Genomic DNA, 25,739 nt, shown 5'->3' on the forward strand with positions numbered 1-25,739 from the left:
GCCATCTGCAATCTGCGCCTCACGTGTGGGGACACGGGGTAAGACAACAATGGGGCAAGGTGATGGCGAACCTGATGGTTCTGGCCGTGCAGGAGCCCGTGCATGTCGATGCGCGGCGCCTAAGCGAGATCGTGGACGAACTGGGGGAAACGGCGGCGCAGGACGTGATCTGCGTGGCGCTGGAACAACTGGCGCAGGCCCTGGCCGACGCGCGGCAGGCAGCGATGGCGGGTGACATGGCGACCCTGACGGCGGGGGCCGAGATGCTGTCGCGCCTTGCCTGGCAGGTGGGGCTGACCTCGCTTGCGGGCGTCGCTGTCGATGTCGCGGCCTGCGCGGAACGGCGCGACGGGATCGGGCTGTCGGCCACGCTGGCGCGGCTGATGCGGATCGGCAACCGCTCGCTGACCGAGATCTGGGACGAGCGGCAGGGCCTCAGCTGAGCCGCAGCCTTGGGTCCGCCACCGCACGGGCCCGGACCCAGGCGGCCTCGGCCGCGAAATCGTGGGGCACCTGCGCCGCGCTGCGCGAGCCGGACAGCGACTGCGAGGCAAAGAAGTCGAAGCCGTAGAGGGTCAGCGCGGAAAGCGGCGCGCGCAGCAGCAGGTCCACCGCCATGATCCCGGTGCTGGGTGGCGCGCCAAGCTGGCGTGCCAGGGCATGATAATCCGCCAGCGGATGCAGGTAGAAACCGGGGCTGCGGGCCGTCGCCCAGTCCAGCCGCTTGCGCTTGGGCGACATCCAGAGGATGCGCCCGGGCTCAAGTCTTTGGCGGTCGGCTTCGGGCAGCCGCACGGCCAGCGCCAGCCAGTCGGTGCGCGTTCCGTGGCTTTCGGCCGAGGTCATGGGCGCGCGGTTGATCCGCACCACCAGATCTGCCGCGTCGATGGCGGCCCCCTGCCGCCCGCCCGACAGCGCGCGGGCATTGCCGACCAGCGCGACCTGCTTGCCTGAAGCAGCCCCCAGCAGCTCGGCCTGCGGCACGGAAAGCGCGGCAATGGCCGCGTCGTTCCGCAGCGTCCGGGCAAGATAGAAGCCCAGCCGGTTCATCGCCCCGTCTCCAGCAGGCGGCGGTAAACGGCGACAATGGCACGGGCCTCGGACTCGATCGCGTGGTTCGCCTCGACATGGGCACGGGCGGCCCGGCCTGCCGCCGCGCGGCCCGCATCGTCGGACAGCCAGCGGTCGAGGGCCGCGGCCAGCGCATCCACATCCTCGCGGGGGATCAGCGTTCCCGTCTCGCCGTCGCGGATCAGCGTCTCGTAGGCGCCGACGCGGGCCGCGATCACCGGCACGCCGCTGGCCATGGCCTCCAGCGGCGTCAACCCGAAGCCCTCCCACCGGGCCGGGGCCGCGAAAAGGTCGAGCGTCCGGTAAAGCTTCACGACCTCGTCCCACGGGATCTCGCCGAGGAAGCGGATACGGTCGTCCAGACCCGCCGCCCTGGCCTTTGCCATCAGTTCGTCGGCGAAGGCGCGGTTGTCGGGCGTGATGCGGCCGGAGAAGACAAGCTGCGCCCGGGGGTGGCGGGGGAAGACGCGCAGCGCGGCCTCGACCAGCAGGTCCACGCCCTTCTGTGCCCGCACCCGCCCGAAGCAGCCGACCAGCAGCGCGTCAGGGTCCAGCCCCATCTCGCGCCGCAGGGCCGCCCGGTCCTCGGCGGGATGGAAGACCTGCGTGTCCACGCCGTGCAGGATCACGGTCGCCGGGCGTTCCAGATAGCTCGCCGCCTGCGGTGAGGTCGCGATCAGCGCGTCCTGGCGCCGGATCAGCCAGCGGGTGAAGCCGGTGTGCCGCCGCTGCGCCGCGCTGGTGAACAGCAGCCGATAGCGGCGGCGCAGGACGTGCCGCAGGATCAGCCCCAGCGCCATCTCGGTGTTCCGCCGCGCGTGCCAGACCCGCCAGCGGTCGCGCGGCAGGGTCGCGGCGCGGGCCAGCGGGATATGCGGCAGATCCGAGGGCAGCCCCGGCCCGGTCGCCACGATCCCGATCATCCGCGCCTGCACCGGAATCAGCCGCACCACGGTCGCCGTCACCCCCGACAGGCGTTTCTTGAGGTTCGGGGCCACGACCTCGATCTGCATGGGCTCAGGCATCGGCGGCCTCGGGCGTTCTGAGGTAAAGGACCATCCCGATCACCACCGGCACCAGGAAGAACAGGAACAGCAGCGCATAGGATTGCGCCGGCGCGAAAAGGGCATCGGTCGCGTGATGCACGGGGCGCGAGGCGAACTGCATCACCCCGACCCCGCCGACCGAGATCATGTTGAGAAAGGTCACGCCGCGCCCGACCAGATGCACCGGCAGAAGCCCGCGCGCATGGGCCATCAGCAGCGCATAGTTGGTCCCGCACATCCCCAAGGCCGCCAGCAGCGCGACCGACAGTCCCAGCGACAGCGCGGGCAGCAGGCACAGCCCCGCCAGCGCCACGATCGCCAGCACATGCCCCACCACCGCCGCCCTGCGCGCCGACCGGCACAGCCACACGAAGCGCCCCGCCAGAAGGTTGCCCGCGACCATGGCGATGCCCATCGCCATGGTGGCCTTGCCGATCGCCGCATCGTCCGCCCCGAAGACGTCGCGCAGGTAGGGTGCGGCCCACAGCCCCCGGATCGCGGCCGAGACGGCATAGCTTCCGGCGATCAGCGGCAGCATCAGCCACAGCACGCGCAGCCGCAGCACGTCCGCGATCCGTCCGCGCGGCGCATCCGCCGCATGGGTCGGGTTGCGCACCAGCCACATCTGCAGGCCCGCGACCAGCAGCGTGGCGCCGGTCAGCAGCCACAGCGCGTTGCGCCATCCCGCCGAATGGATCAGCGCGACCAGCGGCGCGGTCCCGAGGATGTCCCCCAGCGAGCCGAAGCCCACCACCAGCCCCGTCATGCCCGCAAAGACGGCCGGCGGAAACTCGTGCGCGAGGATGTAATAGGCCGCCATCAGCGCGGGGGCGCAGCCGATCCCGATCAGCGCCATCGCCAGGTGCAGGTGCCAGACCTGGGTGGCCAGCGCAAAGATCGCGGCGCCACCGCCTCCGCCCAAGGCCAGCAGGATCGCCGCCGTCCTTTTGGGTCCGATGTTGTCCAGCGCCCAGCCCACGGGAACCTGCACCGCCGCGAAGCTGACGAACCACATCCCCGACGAGATCGCGAGGTCGCCCGCGCTCGCCCCCAGTTCGGCCTGCAGGGTCGAGCTCAGCACCGCCAGGAAAGCGCGGTAGAACTGACTGAGCACATAACCGAGCGTCAGGGCGACAAGGCCGGGGTGCAGGAACAGGCTCATCGGATCTCCGGGCAGGACGGCGCGAGGCTGGGCCAGCGGGCAGGCGGTTGCAAGGTCAGACCCGCCCTAGCGCGGCGGCCAGCCACAGCGCGGCCTGCGACAGGTGCCCCTGCCGGTAGAAGGCCCCGCGCCGCAGCGCCCGCAGCCGCGCCACTGCGCCGGGGCCGGCCAGCGCGGCGAAGTCGTCCAGCAGGCGGCGGTTCTCGGGCGTCAGCCGGTCGCGCAGGCGCTGCATCTCGCGCAGGTTCGCCCGGCTCCAGTCCCGGTGCCGGCCCTGCAGCATCCGCGTCAGGCTTGCCAGCCGCGCGCCGGCGCCGTCGTTCGCCCCCACGACATTCGCCCCGTGCTGGCGGTAAAGCAGCGAGGGCTCGGGGTCGTGGATCACCCTCCCGCCCGCGCCGCTCACCACCTGGTAAAGCCACCAGTCGTGCATCACGACCTCGCCCGCGCCCTGCGCCGCCGCGCGCGCCAGTGCGGCGGCGGCCGGGTTCAGGACCGCCGTGTTCCCCTGCACGAGGTTCTGCACCAGCGCGTGCCGGAAGGACGGCGGGCGCACCGGCAGGCGCGACAGGCCCAAGGGCCGCAGCGCCTCGTCGCAGATTTCGACCCGGCTGCAATACAGCGCCGGATGATCGCCGCAGGGTTCCAGCGCCGCCAGGGCGCGCGACAGCTTGTCGGCTTGCCAGACATCGTCCTGGTCGGCCAGCGCGACGTGGCCGGGCGCCTTAGGCAGACCGGCCAGCAGCGCCATGAAATTGGCCGCGGCCCCCCGGCGCGGCCCCGGGCGCAACTCGACGCGCCCGGGCCGGTCGCGGGCGAAGTCCTGCAGGATCTGCGGCCCTGCATCGCTCGAGCCGTCGTCGCCGACCACCAGCCTCCAGTCGGCGGTCTGGGCGGCGAGGCTGTCCAGTTGCGCGCGCAGGTGACGCTCGCCCTGGTAAAGCGCCATCAGCACCGTGACCTTCGGCTGGGGCAAGCCCAGGCCTCAGGCGGGCGTTGCGGCGAGGCTGCGCGAGGGCGCCTCGCGCACCGGCAGGTGGATCAGGGCCGAAAAGGCGCCCACGCCCACGCCGACCCACCAGACCATCGTGTAGTCGCCGTAGACGTCGTAAAGCCGCCCGCCCAGCCAGACGCCCAGGAAGGAGCCGATCTGGTGGGACAGGAAGACGAAGCCGTACAGCGTTCCCATGTAGCGCAGCCCGTAGATATGGGCGACCAGCCCCGAGGTCAGCGGCACCGTGGCCAGCCACAACGCGCCCATGGACAGCGAGAAGACCACCACCGTCGCGGGCGTGATCGGCGTCAGGATGAACCAGGCCGAGATCACCGTCCGCAACGTGTAGATCCCGGCCAGCAGGTACTTGCGGGTGTATTTCTTGCCCAGCCAGCCCGACAGGATCGAGCCCCCGATGTTGGCCAGCCCGATCAGCGAGATCGCGACCGCCCCCAGCGCCGAGGTCGTGGTGATCCCCAGCGCCGCAAGGCCGCCGTCGGGCGCGATGGGGCCGCACATCTCGGTGATCATGGCCGGGAAATGCGCGGTGATGAAGCCGAGCTGGTAGCCGCAGGAAAAGAAGCCCGCGAAGATCATCAGATAGCTCGGGTCGGTGAAGGCGCGGCGCAGCACGGTGCCCATGCTGTCCTCAAGCTCGTGGCGCGGCGCGGGCCTGCCGTTGCCCAGCAACGGCAGGAACAGCAGCACCGACAGGATCAGCAGGGCAAAGACCATGAAGACCTGCTGCCAGGGCAGGAACGCCAGCAGCCCCTGCGCCAGCGGCGCGCCCACCACCTGTCCCGCCGAGCCCGCGGCCGTGGCGATCCCCAGCGCGAGGCTGCGGTTCTCGTCGCTGGCCGCGCGGCCCACGACCGCCAGCACCACGCCGAAGCCGGTGCCCGCGATGCCGAAGCCGACCGCGATCTCCCACAGCTGCATCGCCTCGGGTGTGGTGGCGACGGCCGTCATCAGCAGCCCTAGGGAATAAAGCGCCGCGCCCAGGATGATCGCCCACCGGTCGCCCCATCGTTCGGCCAAGGCCCCGAACAGCGGCTGGCCGAAGCCCCAGGCGAGGTTCTGGATGGCGATGGCCAGGCTGAACTCGGCCCTTGGCCAGCTGAAGGTCTCGGCCACGGGGATCTGGAAGACGCCGAAGCTGGCGCGCAGGGCGAAGTTGATCAGCAGGATCAGGCACCCGCCGACAAGGATCGGGGTGAAGAGGCGGGACTGTGACATGGGCGCTCCTCGGGGACGGGACGCAGATGACTACGGGCGTGACGGGCCGTCAATGGGGTCGCGGAACGGTTGCGCCTTCACGCTTTGCTAACGCCTGCGTGGCAGGATGCCGGGCCTGAGGCGTCGCACGAGGAACGGATGTACAAGGTGATCGGCTATGGCGGCACGCGGGCGTTCCGCCTGCTGTGGATGCTGGAGGAGCTGCACATCCCCCACCGGCACGACCGGGTGATGCCCTTCACGCAGGCCGCGCATGACGCCGTGCCGGGCGGCCGCCTGCCCGCGCTGGAACTGCGCGACGGGACGATCCTGCAGGATTCGACGGCGATCCTGTCGTTCCTTGCCGACCGATACGGCGCGCTGACCCATCCGCCCGGCTCGGTCGAGCGGGCGGTGCAGGAGGGATGGATGCATCGGGTGGCCGAACGGATCGACAGTCCGCTGATGAACTGGACAAGCTTCATGCAGGGCCGCGGACCCCCGCCTGTGCCCGCGGTGCGCGCCTGGGTGGCGGACTGTCTGGCGGAAGGGTTCGCGGGGGCGGCCGACTCCCTGCCCGACACCCCTTGGCTGGCAGGGGAAGATTTCACGATCGCCGACATCGTGCTGGGCCATTGCCTGCACTGGGCCGAACGCTACCAGGCTCTGCCCGAGGATGCGCGGCTGCGGGCCTATCTAGCGCGCGTCAGGCAGCGTCCGGCCTATCTGGCGGCCGACAGCTCGTGATCCAGGCGCCGGGCGGCGGCACGTCCCGCGTGCCGCCCCGTGGCAAGGCAGGTCGTCAGCAGATAGCCGCCTGTCGGCGCTTCCCAGTCCAGCATCTCGCCGGCGGCGAAGATGCCCGGTCGCGCGCTCAGTTCCAACTCGGGCGAGAGCGCGCCTGCCTCGATGCCGCCGGCCGAGGAAATGGCGCGTTCGATCGGCATCGGCCCCGCGTGCCGCAGGGGCAGCGCCTTGATGCGGGCGGCCAGCGCTGCCGGACTGTCGGGCAGCGTACGTCCCCATTCCAGCAGCAGCGCGACCTTGACCGGATCGCCCAGAGCCCGCCTCAACCAGTTGCCGACCGACAGCTTGCCACGCGGTCGCGCCAGCCGTTGCGCCAGCGCCCGAGCATCCAGGTCTGGCACCAGATCGACGACGCCCGCCGCCCCATCCCGCAGCGCCGCCGAGATCTCGTAGACCGCGCCTCCCTCGATCCCGGTTGCCGTCACCACCCATTCGCCCCGGCTTTCCAAGGGCCCCGCCGACAGCCGCGTGCCCTTGACCGCCGTGCCCTGCAATGGCGCCATCGCCGCGGACCAGCCCACGCGGAAGCCCATGTTCGCCGGCCGGAACGGCGCAACCGCGACGCCTGCCGCGCGCAACCACGGCACCCAGGCCGCGTCCGACCCCAGCCGAGGCCAGCTTGCCCCGCCCAAGGCCAGCACGGTCGCGCCTGCCCGCAGCACCCGGGAACCCTCCGGCGTGTCGAAAGCCAGGCCTTCATCTGCAAAGCCCGTCCATCGCCAGCGCACCCGCAACTCGGCCCCCTGCGAGGCCAGCCGCGCGAGCCAGGCCCGCAGCAGGGGCGAGGCCTTCATGCCGACCGGAAACACCCGCCCCGTCGAGCCCGCGAACAGCGCGATTCCAAGCCCCCGTGCCCAGTCCATCACGTCAGCCGGGCCGAAGCCCTCGACGATGGAGCGCAGTTCTTCTTCGTTCAAGTATCCCGGGGGAGCGTCCCGCAGGGACGCGGGGGCAGCGCCCCCCGCCACCCGCGCCGCGAACACACCCGCGGGCTCGTCCTTGGTCAGGTTCAGCCCCGACTTCCCCGCCATCAGGAACTTCCGCGCGGGCGAGGGCATGGCTTCGGCGATCACCACGCGGTGCCCGGCCGCGCCCAGGGCCTCGGCCGCCATCAGCCCCGCCGGGCCCGCGCCGATCACCAGGGCGGGAACCTTCTCGGTCACCGCCGCCCCCTCGGCATCATCGCCAGCCGGATCAGGGCGCGTTCCATCACCGCCATCGCCGGCGCGCGCGAGGACGAGCGCAGGACCAGGTCCGTGTCGATCAGCAGGTGCAGCGCTTCCTCGAGCGCGCGCATCCCCCAGGCCTGCGCCTGCCGCGCCATGCGGTCGCGGCGTGGCCCGAATACGGGCGGCCGCAGCCGCCCGATTCCCGCTGCAGCGCCGCCGGGGTCGGATGCCGCCGCATGCAGCGCGCGGAAATGGCGCAGCGCCGCGATGCAGATCGTGACGGGCAGGATGCCCTGCGTCTCGACCCGCCGCATCAGCGCGCCCAAGCTGTCCGAGCGGCCCTCGGCCACCGCCTCGACCAGTTCGTCCACATCCCCCTCGACGGTCGCAGGAGCCAGCGCGGCGATCTCGTCCGGCGTCAGCGGGCTGTCGTCGCCGTGCTTGTAAAGCCCGATCTTCTCGACCGTCTGCCGGAAGTCGCCGGGGTCGAGCGCGCGGGCCAGCGCCGTCAGGTCGCGCATCGCCGCCGGCGGGACAGCGCGCAGACCCGCCTCGGACAGCCAGCGCGAAATCTCCTCCTCGCCCGGAGGATCGTCGTAGATGGGCGCGACGACGGCCGACCCGTGCGGCTCGAAAAGCTTCCGCAGCGCCGAGGTCTTCCCCAGGCTCCCGGCGGTCACAACGATCACCGCGTCGCCGTGGGACCAGGCGTCCAGCGCGGCGGCAATGGCGGGGGCGGCAGCGTCGTTCGCGTCCTCGACCAGCACGACACGCGGGCCGGGGAAAAAGCCCACGGCCTTGATCTCGTCCATCAGCGCGGCCGCGTCCCGGCGCAGATCGCCCCCCGCAAGCCGCGTCAGGCGCATCTCGGCCTCGGCGTCGGGGCCGGTCAGGGCGGCGACCGCCTCGGCCCGCTTCAAGGCCACGCGCATGGCGTCCTGCCCGTAGATCAGCAGCGCGGGCCGGGTCGGGTCTGGCCGCGCGAGATAGCGCGCGATCTCGGCGCCCTTGAGAAGCATGGCCTCAGGGCACCGTGGCCAGCAGTCGCGTCACCACCTGATCGGCCAGCATCACGGCCAGCCGGCCCCGCGCGTCCTGCTCGGCCGCATTGGTCGCGATCACCGTGCCCTCGGCCGAGTAGCTCGAGAAGTTGCTGACCTCGCCTTGTGCCACGACCGCGCCCGTGGCTGCGTCCGTCAGCGTATAGGCGGCGGTGCCGTTCAGCGAATAGCGGGTCGTCACTTCGTCGGGCGTGATCGCCTGACCGACCGTGGCGATCTGCAGCCGGTAGCCAAGATCGTAGCGGACCGCCTGCTCGGGACCCAGCCGTTCCGTCAGGTGGCGCAGGAAGGCATAATCGTCGGCCGTTCCGGGGTCGGCCACGCGGACCTGACCCTGCAGCCGCGTGCCCGCGCCGCCCGGCCCGTAGACCGGCTGGAAGCCGCAGGCGGCCAGCGCAAGACCTGCCGCCAGGGCCGCCCTACGCGACCACATTGACGATCCGCCCCGGCACGACGATCAGCTTCTTCGGAGGCTGGCCGTTGAGGAACTTCTGCACGGCCTCGTCGGCCAGCACGGCCTGCTCGACCTCGGCCTGGCCCATGTCGGCGGGCACGGTGATCTCTCCGCGCCGCTTGCCGTTGATCTGGATGGGCAGCGTGACCTGGTCGCTGACCAGCAGCGCCGGGTCCGCCTTGGGCCAGGGCGCATCGACCAAGAGCCCTTGGCCGCCCGCCAGCGCCCAGACATCCTCGGCCAGGTGCGGGACCATCGGCCCCATCAGGGCGGCCATGATCCGCAGCACGGCCCGGCGCGGCTCGCCCGAGGCAGGGGACTTCGACAGGGCATTCGCCAGTTCGTAGAGCTTGGCCACCGCCTTGTTGAAGGCAAAGCCCTCGATGGCGCGGGTGACCTCGTCGATGGCGCGGTGGGCGGCGCGCATCAGGTCGGCGTCCTCGCGGTCCCCGGTTCCCTTGTCCTCGGCCAGCCGGTGGACGCGGGACAGGAACTTGGCGGCGGCCTCGGCGCCGGCGGCGGTCCATTCCACGTCACGCTCGGGCGGGCTGTCGGACAGCATGAACCAGCGCGCGGTGTCGGCCCCGAAGCCCTGCACGATGTTCACCGGGTCCACGACGTTCTTCTTGGACTTGGACATCTTGGCCGAGGGGATGGTCTCGACCGGGGTGCCATCGGCCAGCCTCCCGTCGGTCACGTCCTCGGGCAGGTGATAGACCGGCCGGCCGCGCTCGTCGCGGGTCAGATAGATCTCGTGCGTCACCATCCCCTGGGTGAACAGCGCGTCAAAGGGCTCCTTCGCCGTTTCCGGCAGGTGCCCGGTCTTCACCATCGCCCGGGCGAAGAAGCGGGAATAAAGCAGGTGCAGGATCGCGTGCTCGATGCCGCCGATATACTGGTCCACGTTCATCCAGTAGTCGGCATCTTCGCGGACGGTCGGCGTCGGCGCGTGCGGCGCGGTGAAGCGCGCATAATACCAGGACGAATCGACAAAGGTGTCCATCGTGTCGGTTTCCCGGCGCGCCTGCCCGCCGCATTTCGGGCAGGTGGCCTGCCGCCAAGTCGGGTGGCGGTCCAGCGAATTGCCCGGCACGTCGAAGCTGACGTCGCGGGGCAGAAGGACCGGCAGGTTCTCCTTGGCCTCGGGGACGGTGCCGCATTTGTCGCAATGAACGACCGGGATCGGGCAGCCCCAGTAGCGCTGGCGCGAGATGCCCCAGTCGCGCAGGCGGAACTTGGTCACGGCCTCGCCCCAGCCCGCTTCCTCGGCATGGGCAATGGCGACGTCCACACCGGCCTCGCCGGTCTGGTCGTGCGGCCCCGCGAAGCCGCGCACATAGGTCACGGTTTCGGATTTCAGGGGGACGTAAGGCTCGTCGGCCACAAGGGCGTCGGCCTCCTCCACGGTCATGCCGGGCTTGCCGAAGGTCGCCCGGATCGGCAGCCCGTATTTCACCGCAAAGTCATGGTCGCGCTGGTCATGCGCGGGCGAGCCGAAGATCGCGCCGGTGCCGTAATCCATCAGCACGAAGTTCGCGATCCAGACCGGCAGCTGCCAGTCGGGGTCCAGCGGATGGCGGACGCGCAGGCCGGTGTCGATGCCGACCTTCTCGGCCTTCTCCAGCGCTTCTTCCGAGGTGCCGACCCTGCGCGCCTCGGCGGCAAAGGCGTTCAGCCGCTCGTCGCCCGCCTCCAGCGCCCTGGCCAGCGGGTGGTCGGGGGACAGCGCCACGAAGCTTGCCCCCATCAGCGTGTCGGGGCGGGTGGTGTAGACCTCGATCTGCCCGAAGCCCTCGGGCGCATTCACGGTGTCGAAGCGGAACTGCAATCCGCGCGACCGCCCGATCCAGTTGGCCTGCATCAGCCGGACCTTTTCCGGCCAGCCCTTCAGGGTCTCCAGCGCCTCCAGCAGCTCTTCGGAATAATCCGAGATGCGGAAGAACCACTGCGTAAGCTCCCGCCGCTCGACGGGAGCGTTCGACCGCCAGCCCTTGCCGTCGATCACCTGCTCGTTGGCCAGAACGGTCATGTCCACCGGGTCCCAGTTGACCACGGCGTTCTTGCGATAAATCAGGCCAGCGTCCAGGAAATCCAGGAACAGCGCCTGCTGCTGGGCGACATAGTCGTCGTCGCAGGTGGCGAACTCGCGGCTCCAGTCGATCGAAAGGCCCAGGGGCTTCAGCTGGTCGCGCATGGTGGCGATGTTGCCATAGGTCCAGTCGCGCGGATGACCGCCCTGTTCCATCGCGGCGTTCTCGGCCGGCATCCCGAAGGCGTCCCAGCCCATCGGGTGCAGCACGCTGAAGCCCTGCGCGCGCTTGTAGCGGGCCACCACGTCGCCCATCGTGTAGTTGCGGACATGCCCCATGTGGATGCGCCCGGAAGGATAGGGGAACATCTCGAGCACGTAATACTTGGGCCGCTCGTCCCGGACGGCGCGGAAGCTGCCGGCCTTTTCCCACGCCTCTTGCCAGCGCTTTTCGCTATGGGCGGGATCATAGGGCATGGCGGGACTCCGGGCGGTGAAATGGCCCGGCGGGTTTAGCCCTGCAAGGGGGTCAGGTCCAGCGGCTTACAATTGCCCGTCGCGGACGCGCAGCTGCCGGGCGCGGGTCAGGATCGCATCCTCGACCGCCCGCACGGTGTCGGGCGCGACAGCCGAACCGCCCGCGCCCTGCAGCGAGACCTTGAGGCTGCGCGCGTCCAGCGCCGGGTCCGACACCTTGATCGTTGCGCGATAGGCGCGCCCCCCGCCTGGAGGCGTGCCGTAGCCCGTGACGATCACGCCGGTGAAGGGATCGACCGTCTGGATCGGCAGAAAGTCCAGCACCTCGAGGCTCGCGTTCCACAGGTAGCGGTTCACGGCGACCATGCGCTGCGGATCGCCGCTGTTGGAAAACAGGTCCCAGATCGTGGACCGGCGCGGCTGGGCGGCCTCGCGCGCCTCGTGCTGCGAGGCGGGAAGCCCGCCCTGGCCGCAGGCTGCAAGCGCGCAAAGCGACAGGACCGCGGCAAGGCGCATCGGGTGGCGGATCGTCAGGGCGGCGCGAATGGTCATGGCAGGATCATCCCGAAGGCCCCGGCGTCAGGGCGTTGGGGCAGGCATAGCTTGTTTGCCCGCGGGACGACAAGCGTCCGTGCCGCGGGGTGCGCCATGCGGGACCCGGCAGGCGACGCCCTGCGGCAACAAACTGTGGCGCTTGTGCATCACGGTCTCGTCAAGTCGCTGCGCTTCCGGCCAATTCGTTGCAATGCGGACCTCAAAGCGCGAGACCTGAAGCACACCCATTCCGCTCGATCGGACTGGGGACAGAGAGAGACAAGAGGGAAAGCCATGAAAAAGCTTCTGATCGCCACCAGCGCGCTGGTTGCCCTGACGGGTGCCGCGTCTGCTGAGGTCGCCCTGACCGGCGACGGCCGCATGGGTCTGGTGTGGGACGGTGAAAACGCGCAGTTCTCCAGCCGCGCTCGTGTCAAGTTCAACCTGTCGGGCGAAACCGACTCGGGTCTGTCGTTCGGTGGCTCGTTCCGCGTCGACCAAGAAAACTATAACAATGAAATCGACGAAGGGGGCAATAGCAACGAGTCCAATCGTTCGGCTGCCCGTGGCACGGCGGGTTCGGTCTACATCTCGGGTACCTTCGGCAAGTTGTCGATGGGCGACGTCGTCTCGGCTGCTGAAGCCGCGATCGGCGACTTGACGGAACTTGGCTACACCAGCGGTGAATTCGCGGCGAACCCGGAAGAAATCGACTTCCTGACCGGCGACGGCGAGAACGAAGAGCAGGGCCCGACCGCTCTGTACGAATACACATTCAACGGCGTGAACCTGTTTGCGTCGATGACCGACGGCTCGCGTCGTGACTGTGGTGCTGGAAACGTAACCTACGGTACGCTCGGGTGCTATGAATTCGACGAAGACGACGACACCGATGTCGCCTTCTCGCTGGCTGCCGGCTACGAGTTCGGCGCCTACAATGTTGCCTTGGCCTACTCGGAAAACGGTGACGGCCGCGAGATCGTCATCGGCGGTACCGCCGCCATTAACGAGTTTAAGATCAAGGGGTTCTACGCCGACTACGACGACCGTGACCTAGGCCAGCTGGGTGACTTCGAATTCGACTTCGACGACAACGCAGACACCTTTGAAGTCGACTACGATCGCGCTTACGGTCTGTCGGTCGAATACGCGATGGCCAATGGTGTCGGCATCCAGGGTCTGTGGATCCGCCGCGAAGTCGAGATCCTGGAAGCCTTCGCAGACGGTGCTGAAGACGCTTATGACGCCTACGGCATCGGTGCGTCCTACGACCTGGGCGCCGGTGCGACCCTGGCCGGTGCGATCATCAAGAACGAGATCTTCGCCGACAACGAGACCCGCGCCGACGTGGGTATCAAGTTCCAGTTCTGATCCCTTCGATCAGGCTTGAAACGAATCGAGCGGGCCTTGTGCCCGCTCTTTTCATTTGCGATTCGCTGAACGTGAAAGGACGGCATGCCATGAGCCTTGACGACATCCGGCAGCGTATCGAGACGGCGTCCCGAGCGGCGGGTCGTGACCCTGCGGACGTGACCCTGATCGCGGTCAGCAAGCTGCAGCCCGACGCGCGGGTGATCGCCGCGCTGGAGGCAGGCCAACGCGTGTTCGGCGAGAATTATGTGCAGGAGGCGCAGCGGAAATGGCCCGCGCTGCGCGACGGTCGCCCGGGGATTGAGCTGCACCTGATCGGCCCGCTGCAGTCCAACAAGGCGCTTGCCGCGGTCGAACTGTTCGACGCGATCCACAGTCTGGACCGCCCCTCGCTGGCGCAGCGGCTGGCGCGCAGCGTGCAGGACCTGGGCCGCGCGCCCCGGATGTTCGTGCAGGTCAACACCGGGGACGAGCCCCAGAAGGCTGGCATCCTGGCTGCCGAGGCGGACGGCTTCATCGCGCTTTGCCGCAGCCTCGATCTGCCGGTCGCAGGCTGCATGTGCATCCCGCCGGAAGGAGAAGACCCGCTGCCGCATTTCCGTCTGCTGCGCGTGATCGCCGAACGGAACGGCCTGAACGGCCTGTCCATGGGCATGAGCGCGGATTTCGACACCGCCATCGCCGAGGGTGCGACCCATGTCCGCGTCGGCAGCGCGATTTTCGGCATGCGACCGAAGCAGACGCCTGAGGACGGGGACACCGCATCCCAGGCCTGACCGGCCACCTCGCAGGACCGCCATCTCTTGCCGATGCAACGTGTGCCGGAAGCCGCCGCTCCATTGCGGTACCGCGCCCATTGGGCTGGAGTTTCCAAGCGGGGCGGCGCGGCCTTCTCCGGCCGGCCGGGATCAGGCCTTGCCGGGCAAGGGTTACCATCATCCTAGGCGGCAGCGCCGTTCCGGGTCTGGCCTTGGTCTCCCTCCTCGAAGACAGGGCGAGAGAACCGTTGGTCGCACGCAAGGGTCGTTGCGGTGCCGCAGGGCGTGGCCGCGTGGTCCCCGGTTGCCGACCTCTCTGTGAGATCCGCAACGCAGCGTGGGTGTTGCGGCCTTGGGCAAGCACAGGCGGTTGGCGGCCTCGGCCACGACCGGGTGGAGCAACCGGTTCTGCCCCCAAGCGGCCAAATCTTCCCCATGAGGAAGCAACGGCTAGGCATCCGGCGCGACCCGAGAGCCGGGCCGCAGGCATCGCGCGCAATCGATTGCTCAGGCCGCCCCTGCGGCCACCCGGGCCGCCGCGCCATCCGTCGCCTCCCGCCCGGGAGAGGGTGCGGCTGCCTCCGCCGCCAGCGTGGCCGTCACCGATGGAACGAACTGCACCATCCTGCGGCCTGCCGACAGCGGGCGCACCCGCCAGGACAGGATTGATCGGTCCGGCCCTGCGATCGCGCCATGCAGGGGCGCGTCGCCGCGGCCCGAGGCGAGCGCGCGCCGCAGGCTCTGGTAGCCGGGGCTGTCCGCGGCGATGCGTCGCCACAGATCCAGATAGCCGCGCAGGCTTTCGGCCGCCTTGGCACCCCAGATCCCCTCGAAGGCGCGGTTCGCGCTGAGTACCCGGCCATCCGAGTCGAAGATGGCGACCGCCGCGTCGATCCCGTCCAGGATCTCGGCGCCCAGGGACAGTTCGGCCTTGAAGCGGCGGGTCATGGCGATCTCGCCCGTGATGTCCTCGAACAGAAAGGCAATCGCCCCGTCGGGGTGGGGGCGCCCGGTCACGCGGTAGGTCTGGCCGCCCGGCAGCGACCAGGTCTCGACATGGCGGCCCGAGGCGGCCTCGGCTTCCAGCGTGGCGATGGTGTTGCGCCAACTGGCATAATCCTTGGGCTCGGGTACCATGCGCAGCTCGCGTAGGCCATCCAGCAGCGCGTGCAGCGTGGGCCGCCCGGTCAGGAAGCCGATGGACAGGCCCGTCAGGTCCATCAGCGCGGGGTTGAACAACTGAAGCCGCCGGTCACGATCGAAGATCGCGAGGCCCGTCGGCAGGTCGGCAAAGGTCTTGGTCAGGGTCTGGACGAACTCGCGCAAGCTGCGTTCCGCCCGCACCGCGCTGTCGGCGGGGACGGCGAAGATCGTGCGATGCCCCTCGCCGGGCTGCAGGTGGCAATCGAACCAGCGCAGCTGGTCGTCACCCTCGATCTGGGCGCGGGTCGTCCCCTCGGCCTCTGGGGGAAGGGAGATCAGCCGGGGTAGGGGCCAGCGCGTCTCGTCCGTCAACTGCGCCTCGACCGCGCAGAGATAGGCGGCATTTGCCCAGACCACGGCGCCCGCGTCGTTCTCGCGCCAGATCAGCACGGGGGCATGATCGACCGAATCCCGCAGGATGGAGAGCTCATCTTCCAGCGCAGCGAGGGAGTGAGCGTTGACGGTGATCCCGGCATGTTCCAGCCCCGGGTCCGCGATCTCGACCCGGATCAGCCCGCCGCCGAGGTCCTGCAGATCCAGGCGCAGGCCGGAAAGACCTTCCTGGGCCGCCAGCGTGGCTGTGCCGTCCAGTGCCGCCTGCTCGAGCAGGCGCTGGGGAGAGTCGAACCGCTGGGCAAGCCACGTCCAGAGGCGCGACCAGTCGCCTTCGCCCGGAAGGGCGTCGATCAGGCTGCGTGCCGTGCCGGTGGCGTCGATCAGGCGCCGGTCGCGGAACAGAAAGGCGACCGGCTCGGCCTCGGGCCGCGCCGCCGGGGTGCGGGGCGCACGCGGCCCCATGCCCATCCATTGCGCCAGGGCCAGTCCGACGAGGACCGAGGCGATCCCCGCCGCAAGGGCCAGCCCAACCGTGATGCCATCCGTCATGCGCCGCCCGCCGCGTCCTGTCCGGCGAGCGTGATAGCAGCTTGCGCCTTAAGAAATGGTTAAGCGGCAACCATGCCGCGATCAATCGGCGATTGCGGGGTTGGGTCCCAGGGCGGCTCGGTCATCAGCCAGGATCTCGGCTTCGGGCCAGACCACGCGGGCCACCGCGCCCTTCTGGTTGAAAAAGGTGACCGTGCCGCCGCTGCGTTCCAGAAGCGTCCGCGCAATGAAGAGGCCAAGCCCCATCCCTTCATAGGGTCCCGCCGAGGAACCCGCCTTGCGCGTCGAGAGATATGGCTCGCCCAGCCGTCCGAGCAGATGGGCCGGATACCCCGGCCCGTCGTCCCGGATTTCCACCACGATCCGGGCCTGGTCCCGACTTGCGCGGACCTCGACGGTGACAGAGGCGAAATCGACCGCGTTCTGGATGAGGTTGCGCAGCGCGTGGATCAGCCCCGCATCGCGCCGCACGATCAGGGCGCCCGCCGGACCCAGTTCCATCCCGATCCGGGCGCCCCGCTGTCGGTGGGGGGCCGCGGCTTCGTCCAGAACGTCGGCCAGGGGGGCCGAATGCAGCAGCAGGTCGTCCTTGCCGGTGGACCCCATGCTGCGCAGGATGTCCCGGCAGCGATCAACCGAGCGGCGCAATTCGGCCAAGTCCTCGGCGATCTCGAGGCGGTCGGCGAACTCGTCGGCCAGTTCACCGGCGATCAGCTTGATGGTGGCCAGGGGTGTGCCCATCTCGTGCGCCGCCGCCGCGACGACCCCGCCCAGGTGCTGCAGGCGTTGTTCGCGGGCAAGCCCCATCTGCGTCGCGGCCAGCGCGTCCGAGGTGGCCCGCAGGTCCGACGAGACGCGCCAGACGCACAGGGCGAAGAAGGCGCCGCCGATGAACAGCTCGAGCACGCGCCCGATGTGCAGCGCGACCTCGGGGCGCATGGAGCCGGGCAGGAAGGTCAGCGGCACGCCCGCGGTCGTCATCACCACCAGCATGGCCGCGGTGGTGGCGGCCAGCACGAGGATGTGGCGCAGCGGCAGGACCGACGCTCCGATGGTCAGGGGCGCCAGAACGAACAGCGCAAAGGGGTTGGCGATCCCGCCCGTCAGGGTGAGCAGCGCGCCCGTCTGCAGCGTGTCGAAGCCAAGCTGCGCCAGCGCGTGCCGGTCGTCGCCGCGATGGGGCCCGGCGCCGAGCCGCAGGTTCATCACCACCGCCGCCGCCATGACCAGCGCCACCGGGGCCAGGGGGAAGCGCGCGCCCAGGGCCCAGGCGCCCGCGACCGCAGCGGCCTGTCCTGCCAGCGCGATCCAGCGGGCGGCGATCAGCGTGCGCGGGCGGACAGGCCCCGGACGGTTGCGCGCCTGCGGGGCCGCCGCGCCAATGGCCGTGGGCAAAGGGTCGTGGCGCGTGGAAAGCTTCAATGGCATGATGCGGGCCTTGCCTCGTTGGCATGACGGTTGATAGCCACGAGCGCCGAACGCGGCAATGAAGAGGATGGACGCATGACCGACCGCCGACTGATGATGCTGGGGCTTCTGGCCACCGTGCTGGTGCTGCTGACGGGCTGGCTGTGGCTGCGTCCGGCCTCGGGCGATCCCTTCGCGGGATGCCGCCGCTCGGTCGTGGCGGGCGGGGCCGAGGCGCTGGGCGGCAGCTTCACCCTGACGGACGAGACGGGCGCGCGGGTGACCGAGGCGCAGGTCTTCGACAAGCCCTCGATCTTCTACATGGGCTACACCTATTGCCCGGATGTCTGCCCGATGGATGCCGCGCGCAATGCGGCCGCGGTGGATATCCTGACGGAGCGGGGCATGTCGGTGAAGCCTGTCTTCCTGTCGGTCGATCCCGCGCGCGACACGCCCGAAAGACTGCGCGAGTTCACCGATGCGATGCATCCCGACATGCTGGGCATTACCGGAACGCCCGAGGAAGTGACGGCGGTCAGCCAGGCGTGGCGGGGCTATTTCAGATTGAACGATGCCGAGGACAAGGAAAACTACCTGGTGGATCATACCACCAACAGTTTTCTGGTCCTTCCGGGTTATGGAACGGTCGAGTTCTTCACGCGCGATACGAGCCCGGAACAGATGGCGGAACAGATCGCCTGTTTTGTTGACGCAGCGTAATTTCGATACAAATCGAGCAATTCCGAAATCGATGATCTTGGCGAGGAAATGAGATCGACATGAGCGCAGAGAATGCCACCCGCATCGGCGAGGACCCGAGTCTGCTTCTGGTCGATGACGACGAGGTCTTTGTCACGCGGCTGTCGCGCGCGATGGAACGGCGGGGCTTTCGGCCCCGGATCGCCACCAGCGTGGCGGCTGCCCGCGAGATGGTGGCCCAGGCTGCCCCCGCCTATGCCGTGGTCGATCTGCGGCTCGAGGATGGCAGCGGGCTAGATGTTGTGGATGCCCTGCGGTCGCGCCGCGATGAGTGCCGTATCGTGGTGCTGACAGGCTACGGCGCGATCGCCACGGCCGTTGCGGCCGTCAAGATGGGCGCTGCGGATTACCTGTCGAAGCCCGCGGATGCGGACGAGGTGATGAATGCGCTGCTGACGCAGGCGCAGGCATTGCCGCCGCCGCCCGAGAACCCGATGTCGGCCGATCGCGTCCGCTGGGAACATATCCAGCGCGTCTTCGAGCAATGCGATCGGAATGTCAGCGAAACGGCGCGTCGCCTGCATATGCATCGGCGCACCTTGCAGCGCATTCTTGCCAAGCGCAGTCCGCGCTGAAGATTTCGGTTGCGGCATTCCGCGGGATTTGCGATCCGGGCGTTCCATTTCGCGCGAAAGGAATGACCATTGGAAATAGACGTGGACTCGATGTCGCTGGAAGATCTGCGCAACCTGCGCACCCAGATCGATCGGGCGATCAGTTCCTACGAAACTCGCCGCCGCAAGGAGGCAATGGCCGCGCTTGAGCGGACGGCCCGTGAGCTGGGCTTCAATCTGAACGAACTGACCAGCCCTTCCTCCCGCGGTCGCCGTGGCGGTGCAGGCGAAGGCCAGGCCAAATACGCCCATCCCGAAAATCCCAGCCAGACCTGGTCCGGCCGGGGCCGCCGCCCGCGCTGGGTGACCGAGCAGATCGAATCCGGCAAGTCGCTGGAAGACCTGCTGGCCTGACGACCCTGTTCCGCGCGCGGCTCAGCCGTCCAGGCGGGCCATCAGCGCGGCGAAACGATCCAGGAAGGCCGCGCGCGTCTCGGTTGGCGGGCGCAGCCGGATCGCCAGCCCCTCGGTGCTCAGGCCGGGGGGCAGCGGAAACAGCCGGTCCGCCTCGGCGGGGCTGAAGCCGGCGATCTCAACCGCCTCAAGGCGGGCGGACAGCCGGTCGGCCTGCTTGATCTGCGCCTTCACCCCCCGCGGGATGACCGCCGGCAGCCCGAAGCGGCGATGCACCGCCGCGGCGATCCGGGCGTCCATCTCGCGGTAGCCGGGTCCCAGGGCCGCCTTGACCGGCGAGATCATGTCGCCGATCACGTATTCCGGCGCGTCGTGCAGCAGGGCCGCCAACTGCCATTGCGGCGCGACCCCCGGGTCCAGCCGGGTCACGATCTCCTCGACCAAAAGGGAATGCTCGGCCACCGTATAGGCCCAGTCCCCGCGCGTCTGCCCGTTCCAGCGGGCGACAAAGGCCAGGCCGTGGGCGATGTCCCCGATCTCGATGTCCAGCGGCGTGGGGTCCAGCAGGTCCAGCCTGCGGCCCGACAGCATCCGCTGCCATGCCCTTGCGCGCGCCATCAGAGGCCCCTGCGGATGGAAAAGGGCCGCCCGAGGCAGGGCGGCCCGATGAAAACGTCAGGGCGCATCGCCGTCAGGACAGCGGCTGGCCTTGCGGGCGCTCGCCCTCGGACTGGGCGCGCCGGGCGGCCTCTTGCCGGTAAAGGGCCACGAAGTCGATCGGGTCCAGGTTGAAGGGCGGGAAGCCGCCGTCGCGGGTCACGTCCGACAGGATGCGGCGCACGAAGGGGAACAGCATCCGCGGGCATTCGATCATCAGGAAGGGGTGCATCTGCTCCTCCGGCACGCCCTCGATGTGGAAGACGCCGGCATAGTCCAGCTCGCACAGGAACAGCTTGGCCTTGTCGGAGCTGTTCTGCGAGGTGACGCGGTACTTGCAGATCACCTCGTACTGGTGCTCGGCCTGGCGCTTGCGGGCGTCGAGGCTGACCTGCACCTGGATCTCGGGCGACACCTCGCCGCCGATGCCCTTCTGGGCGACGATGTTCTCGAACGACAGGTCGCGGGTGAACTGGGCCAGGATGTTCAGGCGCACGCCGGGCTGCGCCGCCTGCTGCGGCTGGGCCGGCTGGGCGCCCGATGCGCCGCCCGGGGCGCCGTTGGTGGTCTCATCGCTCATCTTGCGTCCTCGCGTCAGCGGTTCGTCAGCCTGTTAGCATCGCCCTGTCCGCCGCTCAATGCTGCGTCCAGCCCGAGGGGCGACGAGGCCCGCGCGGCGGCAGCGAAGGGGGAAGCTCGCCCTCGGGGGGCTCGTCCACCACCACGTATTCCGCGTCGATCACCGTGGCGCGGCCCGGCGGCGTGCCGTGGCGGCCGGTGCCGAAGCCCGCCGTCGCGACCCGGACCCGCCGGCCCAGTGCGCGCAGCAGCAGGCTCTGCAGGGGCGGGATCAGCAGCAGGATGCCGAGCGCGTCGGTGAAGAAGCCCGGCAGCACCAGCAGGCCGCCGCCCAGCATGATCAGCGCGCCATGGGCGATGGGCCGGCCGGGGTCGCGGAACTCGTGCACCGCGCGCTGCAGGTCGGCCATGGCCGCCGCGCCCTGCCGCCGCATCACCCACACCCCGATGACCGCCGAGGCCAGCACCCACAGGATCGTCGCACCCACCCCGATCGCTCCGCCGATCTGGACGAACAGCGCGATCTCGAGGATCGGCAGCAGGACGAAGGGGATCAGAAACCACATGTTGAACCTCGTTCATGGGCCGCAACTGGACTTGGCGACCCCTGGCACCTACATAATCGAGCGATCCTTTCAGACCAGACCCTTGGGGCCCAAGCGCAGAATGTCGAATACGATGCTTCAGATCGTCGTGCTGGCGGCCATCGCCGTCTTCCTCATCATGCGCCTGCGCAATGTCCTGGGCACCCGCGAGGGGTTCGAGCGGCCGCCCCAGCCGGTGCAGCCCGCACGTCCCGCCCCCGTGGCTGTGCCCGCCGAGGACAGCGACGTCCTGGACCATGCCGAGGCGGGCACCCCCGCCGCCGAGGCGCTGAGCGCCATGCAGCGGGCCGAGCCGTCCTTTGCGGTCGGTCCCTTCCTGTCGGGGGCGCGCCAGGCCTACGAGATGATCCTGACCGCCTTCGAGCGCGGCGACCTGTCCCAGGTGCGTCCCTTCCTCGCGCCCGCCGTGGCCGAGGCCTTCGATGGCGTGATCGCGCAGCGCCAGGCCCGGGGCATCACCACCGAGGTCCAGTATCTGGGCACCCGCGAGACCGCGCTGCAGGGCGCGGCCTTCGATCCCCAGACGGGCACGGGCGAGATCACCGTCCGCTTCGTGGGCGAACTGATCGCCGTGCACCGCGACGCGCAGGGCAACGTGGTCGAGGGTGATCCCAAGGCCGCGCGCAAGCAGCGCGACGTCTGGACCTTTGCGCGCCGGATGGGTCAGGACGACCCGAACTGGCAGCTCGTCGCAACCGCCGCCTGACATGGCCCGCCGCGGCCGGGGCGGGTTGTCCGAGGATGACAAGGCGCTGTGGGCCCAGGTGGCCCGCAGCGTGACTCCCATGGCCGCGGCCGAGCGCGGGCGCCTCGCCCCGCCCCCGGCGGACCCGCCCCGCGCCCCGTCGCCGTCCTCCCCGCCGGTTTCCGCCCCGCGCCTTGCGCTGCCGGAGGACTTCGGCCTCGGACGCCACGCGGCGCCCGCGCGGGTGCATGTGGCGCATCTGCCCACGCCGGCCGAACGGCTTGCCGCGCAGCCCCTGCGGATGGATGCCAGGACCCATCGCTCGCTGATCCGGGGCAAGCTGCGGCCCGATGCGCGCATCGACCTGCACGGCATGACGCTTGCGGTGGCCAAGGCCGAGTTGACGGGCTTCATCCTGCGGGCGCAGGCGGCGGGCCACCGGCTGGTCCTGGTCATCACGGGCAAGGGCAAGGGCGACCACGGGCCGCTGCCGGTCCGTTCGGGCGCGCTGCGCCACGAGGTGCCCTACTGGCTGCACATGGCCCCCGTGGCCCAGGTGGTGCTGCAGGTCGTCCCCGCCCATGTCCGTCATGGCGGCGGCGGGGCCTATTATGTCTATCTGCGCCGCCCGCGTGGGGCGGGCGGGCCTTAACCCTTTCGCAACCTTTCGGATGCGGGCCCGGGTGGCTTGGCGTTAGAACGGGAACGGGCGGTGCCTTCACCGCCATGAACCCTCCTGAGGGCGTGTGATGCTTGTGCTGCTCGGCCTTGCCAGCATGATGATGCTGGCGCTTGTCATCGACCCTTCGTCCGAGGATGGCGAGGGGGAGGACGAGGATCTGCTGTCCCCGGATGATCCCGACGCCCCGGCGTCAGAGGAGCCCGGAGACGAGGAGGCCGTCCGGCCGATCATCGGGACCGACTCGGACGACTGGCTGGAAGGCCTGCAGCGGGACGACCGCATCACCGGGGCGGGGGGCGACGACGACATCCGCGCCGGGGGCGGTGACGACCATGTCGCGGGAGACGACGGCGACGACGTGATCCATGGCGACTATACGCTGGACGATTTCGGTGACGACACGCTGCTGGGCGCGGCGGGCGGCGACATGCTTGTGGGCGAGGGCGGGCGCGACGTGCTGGACGGCGGGGCGGGCGACGACACCCTGTTCGGGGGCGAGGGCGACGACCTGGCCCAGGGAGGGACCGGCACCGACTGGCTGGCGGGTGGCGCCGGAAACGACACCCTGCGCGCGGGCGCCGGCGCCGACGACCTGTCGGGCGACGAGGGCGACGACCTGCTGGTCGCGGACGAGCAGGACGGCGAATGCGACTGGCTGCATGGCGGCGAGGGCGACGACACCCTGTGGGGCGTGTCCGGCGACTGGCTGGAAGGAGGCGCGGACCGCGACCTGTTCACGCTGCCCGCTGACGGGGTCGCGGGTCAGGCTCCGGCGACGGTCGCCGATTTCGATCCTGACGAGGACCGGCTGGAGCTGGTGCTGCCCGAGGATCAGATCGCCTCTGCAGAGATAACGCTCGACCTGCAGCCCGACGGATCGGGACTCGTGCTTCTGAACGGACAGGCAGTGGCCCATGTGCTGAACGCCGCCGGTCTGGATGCCGCGCAGATCGCCTTGCGCGCGGCCTGAGCGGACTTTCCTTCCGCCGCCCCTTCCCTTATATGCGCCCGGTCCGCCCGGCGATTCGAGTGGACCCTCCACGGGCCTGTGCTGGACGACATCCCGGCCTGCGCCATCACCCTTCACATCAGGAGACCCCGATGTCGATCACCGTTGAAGAAAAAGCCCGCGTCATGGGCGAATACGCCACCAAAGCCGGCGACACCGGCTCGCCCGAAGTGCAGGTGGCCATCCTCAGCTCGCGGATCGCCACGCTGACCGAGCACTTCAAGACCCACAAGAAGGACAACCACTCGCGCCGTGGCCTTCTGAAGCTGGTCGCCCAGCGCCGCAAGCTGCTGGACTATCTCAAGAAGAAGGACGAGGCGCGCTACACCGACCTGATCGCGCGCCTGGGCCTGCGCCGCTGAGCCCGAGGGCGCGCAGGCCGCGCCCCATCTGCGATCCCGATCACGCCCGCGGCGAAAGGCTGCGGGCGTTTTCATTTCCACGCGCCGGGGCATGTGGTTAACGATCGATTAAAATCCTCCATTTCCATTTCTGGATTCTCTCGCGCCCCTTCGTGATCCTTTGCCTGTAGTCAGACAAAGGATTGATCATGCCCAACACTGTGAACACGGGCCTCGCCGGCGCGATTGTCAGCCTGCTCGCGCATCTCAGGAATCAGGGACGGAAGAACGGCGTCTCTGCCCCCGAAGAGCCAGCGGCGACCTCTGGGCAAGCAGCGCCTCCGCCCCAGGCTCCTTCCGCCGCGCCGACGGGCGCAGACAGCGCCGTCCGGTTCGACTTCTCGGCTCCGCCTGCGCAAGCAGCCGCAGCCGCAGCCGCAGCCCCGGCGACGGCCGTTGTGAAGGCCGCCGCGCCTGCGGCCCATGTCGCCGCCGCTCCGCTTTCCGCGGCGGCTGGCAGCGCGGCCGCCCAAGGCGGCAACTCGGCCGGCGCGGCAACCCCGAGGACCTCGGGCGCTGGCGGGCAGAATGGTGCCAGCGCGGCGCCCGCGCCCTTCTCCGAGCCGGCGCGGCTGCCCGAGCCTGCGGACCCGGACGACGAAGCCAGGGCGCGGGCATGGGCGATCAGGACCATCGCGCGCGAAAACACGCTGAGCATGATCGGGCAGATCGCCCGCGTCTCCGAGCGGCCCGAGGCCGGCAAGGCGGGGACCGAAAGCGGCCACGGCAGCCACGCCGCCCGAGACTCCGAGCCGAGGACCCTGGCCCGGGCCTGATCCCGTGGGGCGCCCTTGCGGGCGGCGTGCCTTACGGCCGCCGCCCGTTTCCTGTTCCGGCGCGCCTGTCAGTCCCGCCAAGGGGCAGAGCCGCAGGGTCGCCATCGCAGCCGGGAAGGGCCTCCCCCACCCTGGCGGCGGCGGCGAGGATGCCGGGGCCAAGCATCACCTCCATGCCGCGTGCCCTCGCCTCATCGACAAGCTGCATCAGCAGCCGCGCCTCGCGTTCGGGAGAGTGATGCCCCCGCGCCCGCACGCGCTGCCGCGTTTCGGCATCCGTCCGGTCGCGCGCGTCGTAGTCCGGCACATAGCGCGTGGTGAAGAAGGTGAAGCCGACAATCCCCACCGCCTGCGCGGGCGAGGCCAGCAGCAGGCTGGCGCAGACCAGCCCGGTCGTCGGCGCGAAGCCGCCCAGCCGGCGGCACAGCGCGCGATGGTGGTCGAGCGGCGCGATCCTCAGATCCGTCGCGGGCGGCAGATCGCCTGCGAATGCGACCGTGCGCAGGAAATCGCCGCGCGTGGGCAGGCGGTGGACGATCAGCCTCACGCCCGCGCGGCGCAGGTTCTCGGGGGCGACGGGCCGCGTTTCTGCCGTCAGGCAGTGGAACAGCACGTCGCAGCGATACGGGTGACCCGGCACTGCCGCGATGGGCGTGTCCAGGCCGTTGTTCATGCGGACAACGGTGTCGAACCCCGCGCATCCCAGTTCCGCCAGATCGTCCTCGACCGTGCGGGCGGGGCCGACGATCAGCACCCGGCGGTCACGGAACGCCTGAAGGTCCAGCGCAAATCCCGGTCCCAGCCGATGGTGGAGGATGCGGTGCGCCACTCCGCGCAGCGGCTTGGGCGTGGCGCGGGCCAGCAGGGCATAGGTCGGATGCACGATCATTCCAGATCCCGGGGTGGCCCCTCCCGCCGCGCACCCCGGCCCGGGGAAGGGGGCGGCCCTCCCTTGTCGGCAACGGGGTGACGACC

The 25,739-nt window shown here is 69.9% G+C and carries 28 protein-coding genes; 12 read left to right on the forward strand and 16 right to left on the reverse strand.

All coding sequences use genetic code 11. The features are described from left to right. The first annotated feature begins 62 nt into the window (after positions 1–62). Entirely contained in the window at positions 63–443 is a 381-nt protein-coding gene (locus CK240_RS10725; RefSeq protein ID WP_095640342.1) for a hypothetical protein, read from the forward strand. Here the strand turns inward: CK240_RS10725 and CK240_RS10730 are convergent. From CK240_RS10730 to CK240_RS10750, 5 genes are read right to left on the reverse strand one after another with little or no spacing between them, the layout of a single operon-like run. Continuing rightward, the gene (locus CK240_RS10730) at positions 436–1,050 is read right to left on the reverse strand and encodes a glycosyltransferase family 29 protein (protein WP_095640343.1); all 615 of its coding nucleotides are present in this window, start codon (positions 1,048–1,050) and stop codon (positions 436–438) included. The genes CK240_RS10725 and CK240_RS10730 overlap by 8 nt on opposite strands. After that, positions 1,047–2,096 carry a glycosyltransferase family 4 protein gene (locus CK240_RS10735; RefSeq protein ID WP_095640344.1) on the reverse strand — a complete coding sequence of 350 codons (1,050 nt, stop codon included), beginning with the start codon at positions 2,094–2,096 and terminating at the stop codon, positions 1,047–1,049. The genes CK240_RS10730 and CK240_RS10735 overlap by 4 nt, the downstream gene beginning before the upstream one ends. Then, positions 2,089–3,279, reverse strand: a complete 1,191-nt coding sequence (locus CK240_RS10740; RefSeq protein ID WP_095640345.1) for an MFS transporter — start codon at positions 3,277–3,279, stop codon at positions 2,089–2,091. Before CK240_RS10740 ends, CK240_RS10735 begins: the two co-directional genes overlap by 8 nt. A gap of 55 nt (positions 3,280–3,334) precedes the next feature. Continuing rightward, positions 3,335–4,255: a glycosyltransferase gene (locus CK240_RS10745; RefSeq protein WP_240517380.1), complete on the reverse strand. Its 921-nt coding sequence runs from the start codon at positions 4,253–4,255 to the stop codon at positions 3,335–3,337. 9 nt (positions 4,256–4,264) lie between these two features. After that, positions 4,265–5,509, reverse strand: a complete 1,245-nt coding sequence (locus CK240_RS10750) for an MFS transporter (RefSeq protein ID WP_095640346.1) — start codon at positions 5,507–5,509, stop codon at positions 4,265–4,267. A gap of 138 nt (positions 5,510–5,647) precedes the next feature. On the opposite strand from CK240_RS10750, the gene CK240_RS10755 reads away from it, so the two are divergent. Next, entirely contained in the window at positions 5,648–6,235 is a 588-nt protein-coding gene (locus tag CK240_RS10755) for a glutathione S-transferase family protein (RefSeq protein ID WP_095640347.1), read from the forward strand. Here CK240_RS10755 and CK240_RS10760 read toward each other — a convergent pair. From CK240_RS10760 to CK240_RS10780, 5 genes are all read right to left on the reverse strand, one after another. Beyond that, entirely contained in the window at positions 6,211–7,458 is a 1,248-nt protein-coding gene (locus CK240_RS10760; RefSeq protein WP_095640348.1) for a BaiN/RdsA family NAD(P)/FAD-dependent oxidoreductase, read from the reverse strand. The two genes, CK240_RS10755 and CK240_RS10760, sit on opposite strands and share 25 nt — an antisense overlap. Then, positions 7,455–8,483, reverse strand: a complete 1,029-nt coding sequence (holA, locus tag CK240_RS10765; RefSeq protein WP_095640349.1) for a DNA polymerase III subunit delta — start codon at positions 8,481–8,483, stop codon at positions 7,455–7,457. The genes CK240_RS10760 and holA overlap by 4 nt, the downstream gene beginning before the upstream one ends. Before the next feature lie 4 nt (positions 8,484–8,487). Further along, a complete protein-coding gene (gene lptE, locus CK240_RS10770; protein WP_095640350.1) occupies positions 8,488–8,958 on the reverse strand; it encodes an LPS assembly lipoprotein LptE in 471 nt (156 codons plus the stop codon). After that, a complete protein-coding gene (gene leuS / locus CK240_RS10775; RefSeq protein WP_095640351.1) occupies positions 8,945–11,485 on the reverse strand; it encodes a leucine--tRNA ligase in 2,541 nt (846 codons plus the stop codon). The genes lptE and leuS overlap by 14 nt, the downstream gene beginning before the upstream one ends. Positions 11,486–11,551: 66 nt before the next feature. Next, complete coding sequence (locus CK240_RS10780; protein WP_240517381.1) at positions 11,552–12,037, reverse strand: DUF3576 domain-containing protein; 486 nt, start codon at positions 12,035–12,037, stop codon at positions 11,552–11,554. 276 nt (positions 12,038–12,313) lie between these two features. Between CK240_RS10780 and CK240_RS10785 the strand changes: the two genes are divergently transcribed. After that, positions 12,314–13,390 carry a porin gene (locus tag CK240_RS10785; protein ID WP_095640352.1) on the forward strand — a complete coding sequence of 359 codons (1,077 nt, stop codon included), beginning with the start codon at positions 12,314–12,316 and terminating at the stop codon, positions 13,388–13,390. 89 nt (positions 13,391–13,479) lie between these two features. Further along, positions 13,480–14,166: a YggS family pyridoxal phosphate-dependent enzyme gene (locus CK240_RS10790; protein ID WP_095640353.1), complete on the forward strand. Its 687-nt coding sequence runs from the start codon at positions 13,480–13,482 to the stop codon at positions 14,164–14,166. Between the two features lie 489 nt (positions 14,167–14,655). On the opposite strand, the gene CK240_RS10795 is transcribed toward CK240_RS10790, so the two are convergent. Further along, on the reverse strand, positions 14,656–16,236 hold the full coding sequence (locus tag CK240_RS10795; protein ID WP_095640354.1) for a PAS domain-containing protein: 1,581 nt from the start codon (positions 16,234–16,236) through the stop codon (positions 14,656–14,658). Between the two features lie 81 nt (positions 16,237–16,317). Continuing rightward, complete coding sequence (locus tag CK240_RS10800) at positions 16,318–17,664, reverse strand: ActS/PrrB/RegB family redox-sensitive histidine kinase (protein WP_095640355.1); 1,347 nt, start codon at positions 17,662–17,664, stop codon at positions 16,318–16,320. Between the two features lie 75 nt (positions 17,665–17,739). Between CK240_RS10800 and CK240_RS10805 the strand changes: the two genes are divergently transcribed. The 3 genes from CK240_RS10805 (at position 17,740) to CK240_RS10815 (ending at position 19,370) form a co-directional block, all read left to right on the forward strand. Then, a complete protein-coding gene (locus tag CK240_RS10805) occupies positions 17,740–18,363 on the forward strand; it encodes an SCO family protein (RefSeq protein WP_095640356.1) in 624 nt (207 codons plus the stop codon). 59 nt (positions 18,364–18,422) lie between these two features. Continuing rightward, complete coding sequence (locus CK240_RS10810; RefSeq protein ID WP_095640357.1) at positions 18,423–18,977, forward strand: ActR/PrrA/RegA family redox response regulator transcription factor; 555 nt, start codon at positions 18,423–18,425, stop codon at positions 18,975–18,977. A gap of 90 nt (positions 18,978–19,067) precedes the next feature. Further along, positions 19,068–19,370, forward strand: coding sequence for an H-NS histone family protein (locus CK240_RS10815; protein ID WP_338048962.1), 303 nt, complete (start codon positions 19,068–19,070; stop codon positions 19,368–19,370). 21 nt (positions 19,371–19,391) lie between these two features. On the opposite strand, the gene CK240_RS10820 is transcribed toward CK240_RS10815, so the two are convergent. The 3 genes from CK240_RS10820 to CK240_RS10830 all read right to left on the reverse strand — a co-directional run bounded on the left by CK240_RS10820 (position 19,392) and on the right by CK240_RS10830 (position 21,172). After that, on the reverse strand, positions 19,392–19,988 hold the full coding sequence (locus CK240_RS10820; RefSeq protein WP_095640359.1) for an HD domain-containing protein: 597 nt from the start codon (positions 19,986–19,988) through the stop codon (positions 19,392–19,394). A 73-nt stretch (positions 19,989–20,061) separates the two neighbouring features. Then, positions 20,062–20,607: a protein-export chaperone SecB gene (gene secB / locus CK240_RS10825; protein ID WP_095640360.1), complete on the reverse strand. Its 546-nt coding sequence runs from the start codon at positions 20,605–20,607 to the stop codon at positions 20,062–20,064. Positions 20,608–20,662: 55 nt separating this feature from the next. Then, positions 20,663–21,172: an FxsA family protein gene (locus CK240_RS10830; RefSeq protein ID WP_095640361.1), complete on the reverse strand. Its 510-nt coding sequence runs from the start codon at positions 21,170–21,172 to the stop codon at positions 20,663–20,665. A 100-nt stretch (positions 21,173–21,272) separates the two neighbouring features. On the opposite strand from CK240_RS10830, the gene CK240_RS10835 reads away from it, so the two are divergent. The 5 genes from CK240_RS10835 (at position 21,273) to CK240_RS18260 (ending at position 24,764) form a co-directional block, all read left to right on the forward strand. Continuing rightward, a complete protein-coding gene (locus tag CK240_RS10835; RefSeq protein WP_095640362.1) occupies positions 21,273–21,917 on the forward strand; it encodes a Tim44/TimA family putative adaptor protein in 645 nt (214 codons plus the stop codon). A gap of 1 nt (position 21,918) precedes the next feature. Then, positions 21,919–22,548 carry a Smr/MutS family protein gene (locus tag CK240_RS10840; protein WP_095640363.1) on the forward strand — a complete coding sequence of 210 codons (630 nt, stop codon included), beginning with the start codon at positions 21,919–21,921 and terminating at the stop codon, positions 22,546–22,548. A gap of 97 nt (positions 22,549–22,645) precedes the next feature. Further along, positions 22,646–23,548 carry a calcium-binding protein gene (locus CK240_RS10845; RefSeq protein WP_095640364.1) on the forward strand — a complete coding sequence of 301 codons (903 nt, stop codon included), beginning with the start codon at positions 22,646–22,648 and terminating at the stop codon, positions 23,546–23,548. Between the two features lie 131 nt (positions 23,549–23,679). Next, positions 23,680–23,949: a 30S ribosomal protein S15 gene (gene rpsO / locus CK240_RS10850; RefSeq protein WP_090756507.1), complete on the forward strand. Its 270-nt coding sequence runs from the start codon at positions 23,680–23,682 to the stop codon at positions 23,947–23,949. Positions 23,950–24,137: 188 nt separating this feature from the next. Further along, positions 24,138–24,764 carry a hypothetical protein gene (locus CK240_RS18260; protein ID WP_135058821.1) on the forward strand — a complete coding sequence of 209 codons (627 nt, stop codon included), beginning with the start codon at positions 24,138–24,140 and terminating at the stop codon, positions 24,762–24,764. A 31-nt stretch (positions 24,765–24,795) separates the two neighbouring features. Here the strand turns inward: CK240_RS18260 and CK240_RS10860 are convergent, their stop codons facing one another. Continuing rightward, complete coding sequence (locus tag CK240_RS10860; RefSeq protein ID WP_095640366.1) at positions 24,796–25,653, reverse strand: hypothetical protein; 858 nt, start codon at positions 25,651–25,653, stop codon at positions 24,796–24,798. Positions 25,654–25,739 lie beyond the last annotated feature (86 nt).

Source organism: Paracoccus salipaludis (assembly GCF_002287065.1).
GTDB classification, from domain to species: Bacteria; Pseudomonadota; Alphaproteobacteria; order Rhodobacterales; family Rhodobacteraceae; genus Paracoccus; species Paracoccus salipaludis.

What these genes read in the sequence shown, in the direction of transcription:
- CK240_RS10780 (WP_240517381.1), bottom strand. Translation starts at nt 12,037, where the DNA reads ATGACCATTCGCGCCGCCCTGACGATCCGCCACCCGATGCGCCTTGCC.
- CK240_RS10840 (WP_095640363.1), top strand. Translation starts at nt 21,919, where the DNA reads ATGGCCCGCCGCGGCCGGGGCGGGTTGTCCGAGGATGACAAGGCGCTG.
- CK240_RS10785 (WP_095640352.1), top strand. Translation starts at nt 12,314, where the DNA reads ATGAAAAAGCTTCTGATCGCCACCAGCGCGCTGGTTGCCCTGACGGGT.
- CK240_RS10845 (WP_095640364.1), top strand. Translation starts at nt 22,646, where the DNA reads ATGCTTGTGCTGCTCGGCCTTGCCAGCATGATGATGCTGGCGCTTGTC.
- lptE (WP_095640350.1), bottom strand. Translation starts at nt 8,958, where the DNA reads ATGTGGTCGCGTAGGGCGGCCCTGGCGGCAGGTCTTGCGCTGGCCGCC.
- secB (WP_095640360.1), bottom strand. Translation starts at nt 20,607, where the DNA reads ATGAGCGATGAGACCACCAACGGCGCCCCGGGCGGCGCATCGGGCGCC.
- CK240_RS10820 (WP_095640359.1), bottom strand. Translation starts at nt 19,988, where the DNA reads ATGGCGCGCGCAAGGGCATGGCAGCGGATGCTGTCGGGCCGCAGGCTG.
- CK240_RS10755 (WP_095640347.1), top strand. Translation starts at nt 5,648, where the DNA reads ATGTACAAGGTGATCGGCTATGGCGGCACGCGGGCGTTCCGCCTGCTG.
- holA (WP_095640349.1), bottom strand. Translation starts at nt 8,483, where the DNA reads ATGCTTCTCAAGGGCGCCGAGATCGCGCGCTATCTCGCGCGGCCAGAC.
- CK240_RS10810 (WP_095640357.1), top strand. Translation starts at nt 18,423, where the DNA reads ATGAGCGCAGAGAATGCCACCCGCATCGGCGAGGACCCGAGTCTGCTT.
- CK240_RS10740 (WP_095640345.1), bottom strand. Translation starts at nt 3,279, where the DNA reads ATGAGCCTGTTCCTGCACCCCGGCCTTGTCGCCCTGACGCTCGGTTAT.
- CK240_RS10795 (WP_095640354.1), bottom strand. Translation starts at nt 16,236, where the DNA reads ATGACGGATGGCATCACGGTTGGGCTGGCCCTTGCGGCGGGGATCGCC.
- CK240_RS10800 (WP_095640355.1), bottom strand. Translation starts at nt 17,664, where the DNA reads ATGCCATTGAAGCTTTCCACGCGCCACGACCCTTTGCCCACGGCCATT.
- CK240_RS10805 (WP_095640356.1), top strand. Translation starts at nt 17,740, where the DNA reads ATGACCGACCGCCGACTGATGATGCTGGGGCTTCTGGCCACCGTGCTG.
- CK240_RS10725 (WP_095640342.1), top strand. Translation starts at nt 63, where the DNA reads ATGGCGAACCTGATGGTTCTGGCCGTGCAGGAGCCCGTGCATGTCGAT.
- CK240_RS10835 (WP_095640362.1), top strand. Translation starts at nt 21,273, where the DNA reads ATGTCGAATACGATGCTTCAGATCGTCGTGCTGGCGGCCATCGCCGTC.
- CK240_RS10830 (WP_095640361.1), bottom strand. Translation starts at nt 21,172, where the DNA reads ATGTGGTTTCTGATCCCCTTCGTCCTGCTGCCGATCCTCGAGATCGCG.
- CK240_RS10790 (WP_095640353.1), top strand. Translation starts at nt 13,480, where the DNA reads ATGAGCCTTGACGACATCCGGCAGCGTATCGAGACGGCGTCCCGAGCG.
- rpsO (WP_090756507.1), top strand. Translation starts at nt 23,680, where the DNA reads ATGTCGATCACCGTTGAAGAAAAAGCCCGCGTCATGGGCGAATACGCC.
- CK240_RS10735 (WP_095640344.1), bottom strand. Translation starts at nt 2,096, where the DNA reads ATGCCTGAGCCCATGCAGATCGAGGTCGTGGCCCCGAACCTCAAGAAA.
- CK240_RS10815 (WP_338048962.1), top strand. Translation starts at nt 19,068, where the DNA reads ATGTCGCTGGAAGATCTGCGCAACCTGCGCACCCAGATCGATCGGGCG.
- CK240_RS18260 (WP_135058821.1), top strand. Translation starts at nt 24,138, where the DNA reads ATGCCCAACACTGTGAACACGGGCCTCGCCGGCGCGATTGTCAGCCTG.
- CK240_RS10860 (WP_095640366.1), bottom strand. Translation starts at nt 25,653, where the DNA reads ATGATCGTGCATCCGACCTATGCCCTGCTGGCCCGCGCCACGCCCAAG.
- leuS (WP_095640351.1), bottom strand. Translation starts at nt 11,485, where the DNA reads ATGCCCTATGATCCCGCCCATAGCGAAAAGCGCTGGCAAGAGGCGTGG.
- CK240_RS10730 (WP_095640343.1), bottom strand. Translation starts at nt 1,050, where the DNA reads ATGAACCGGCTGGGCTTCTATCTTGCCCGGACGCTGCGGAACGACGCG.
- CK240_RS10750 (WP_095640346.1), bottom strand. Translation starts at nt 5,509, where the DNA reads ATGTCACAGTCCCGCCTCTTCACCCCGATCCTTGTCGGCGGGTGCCTG.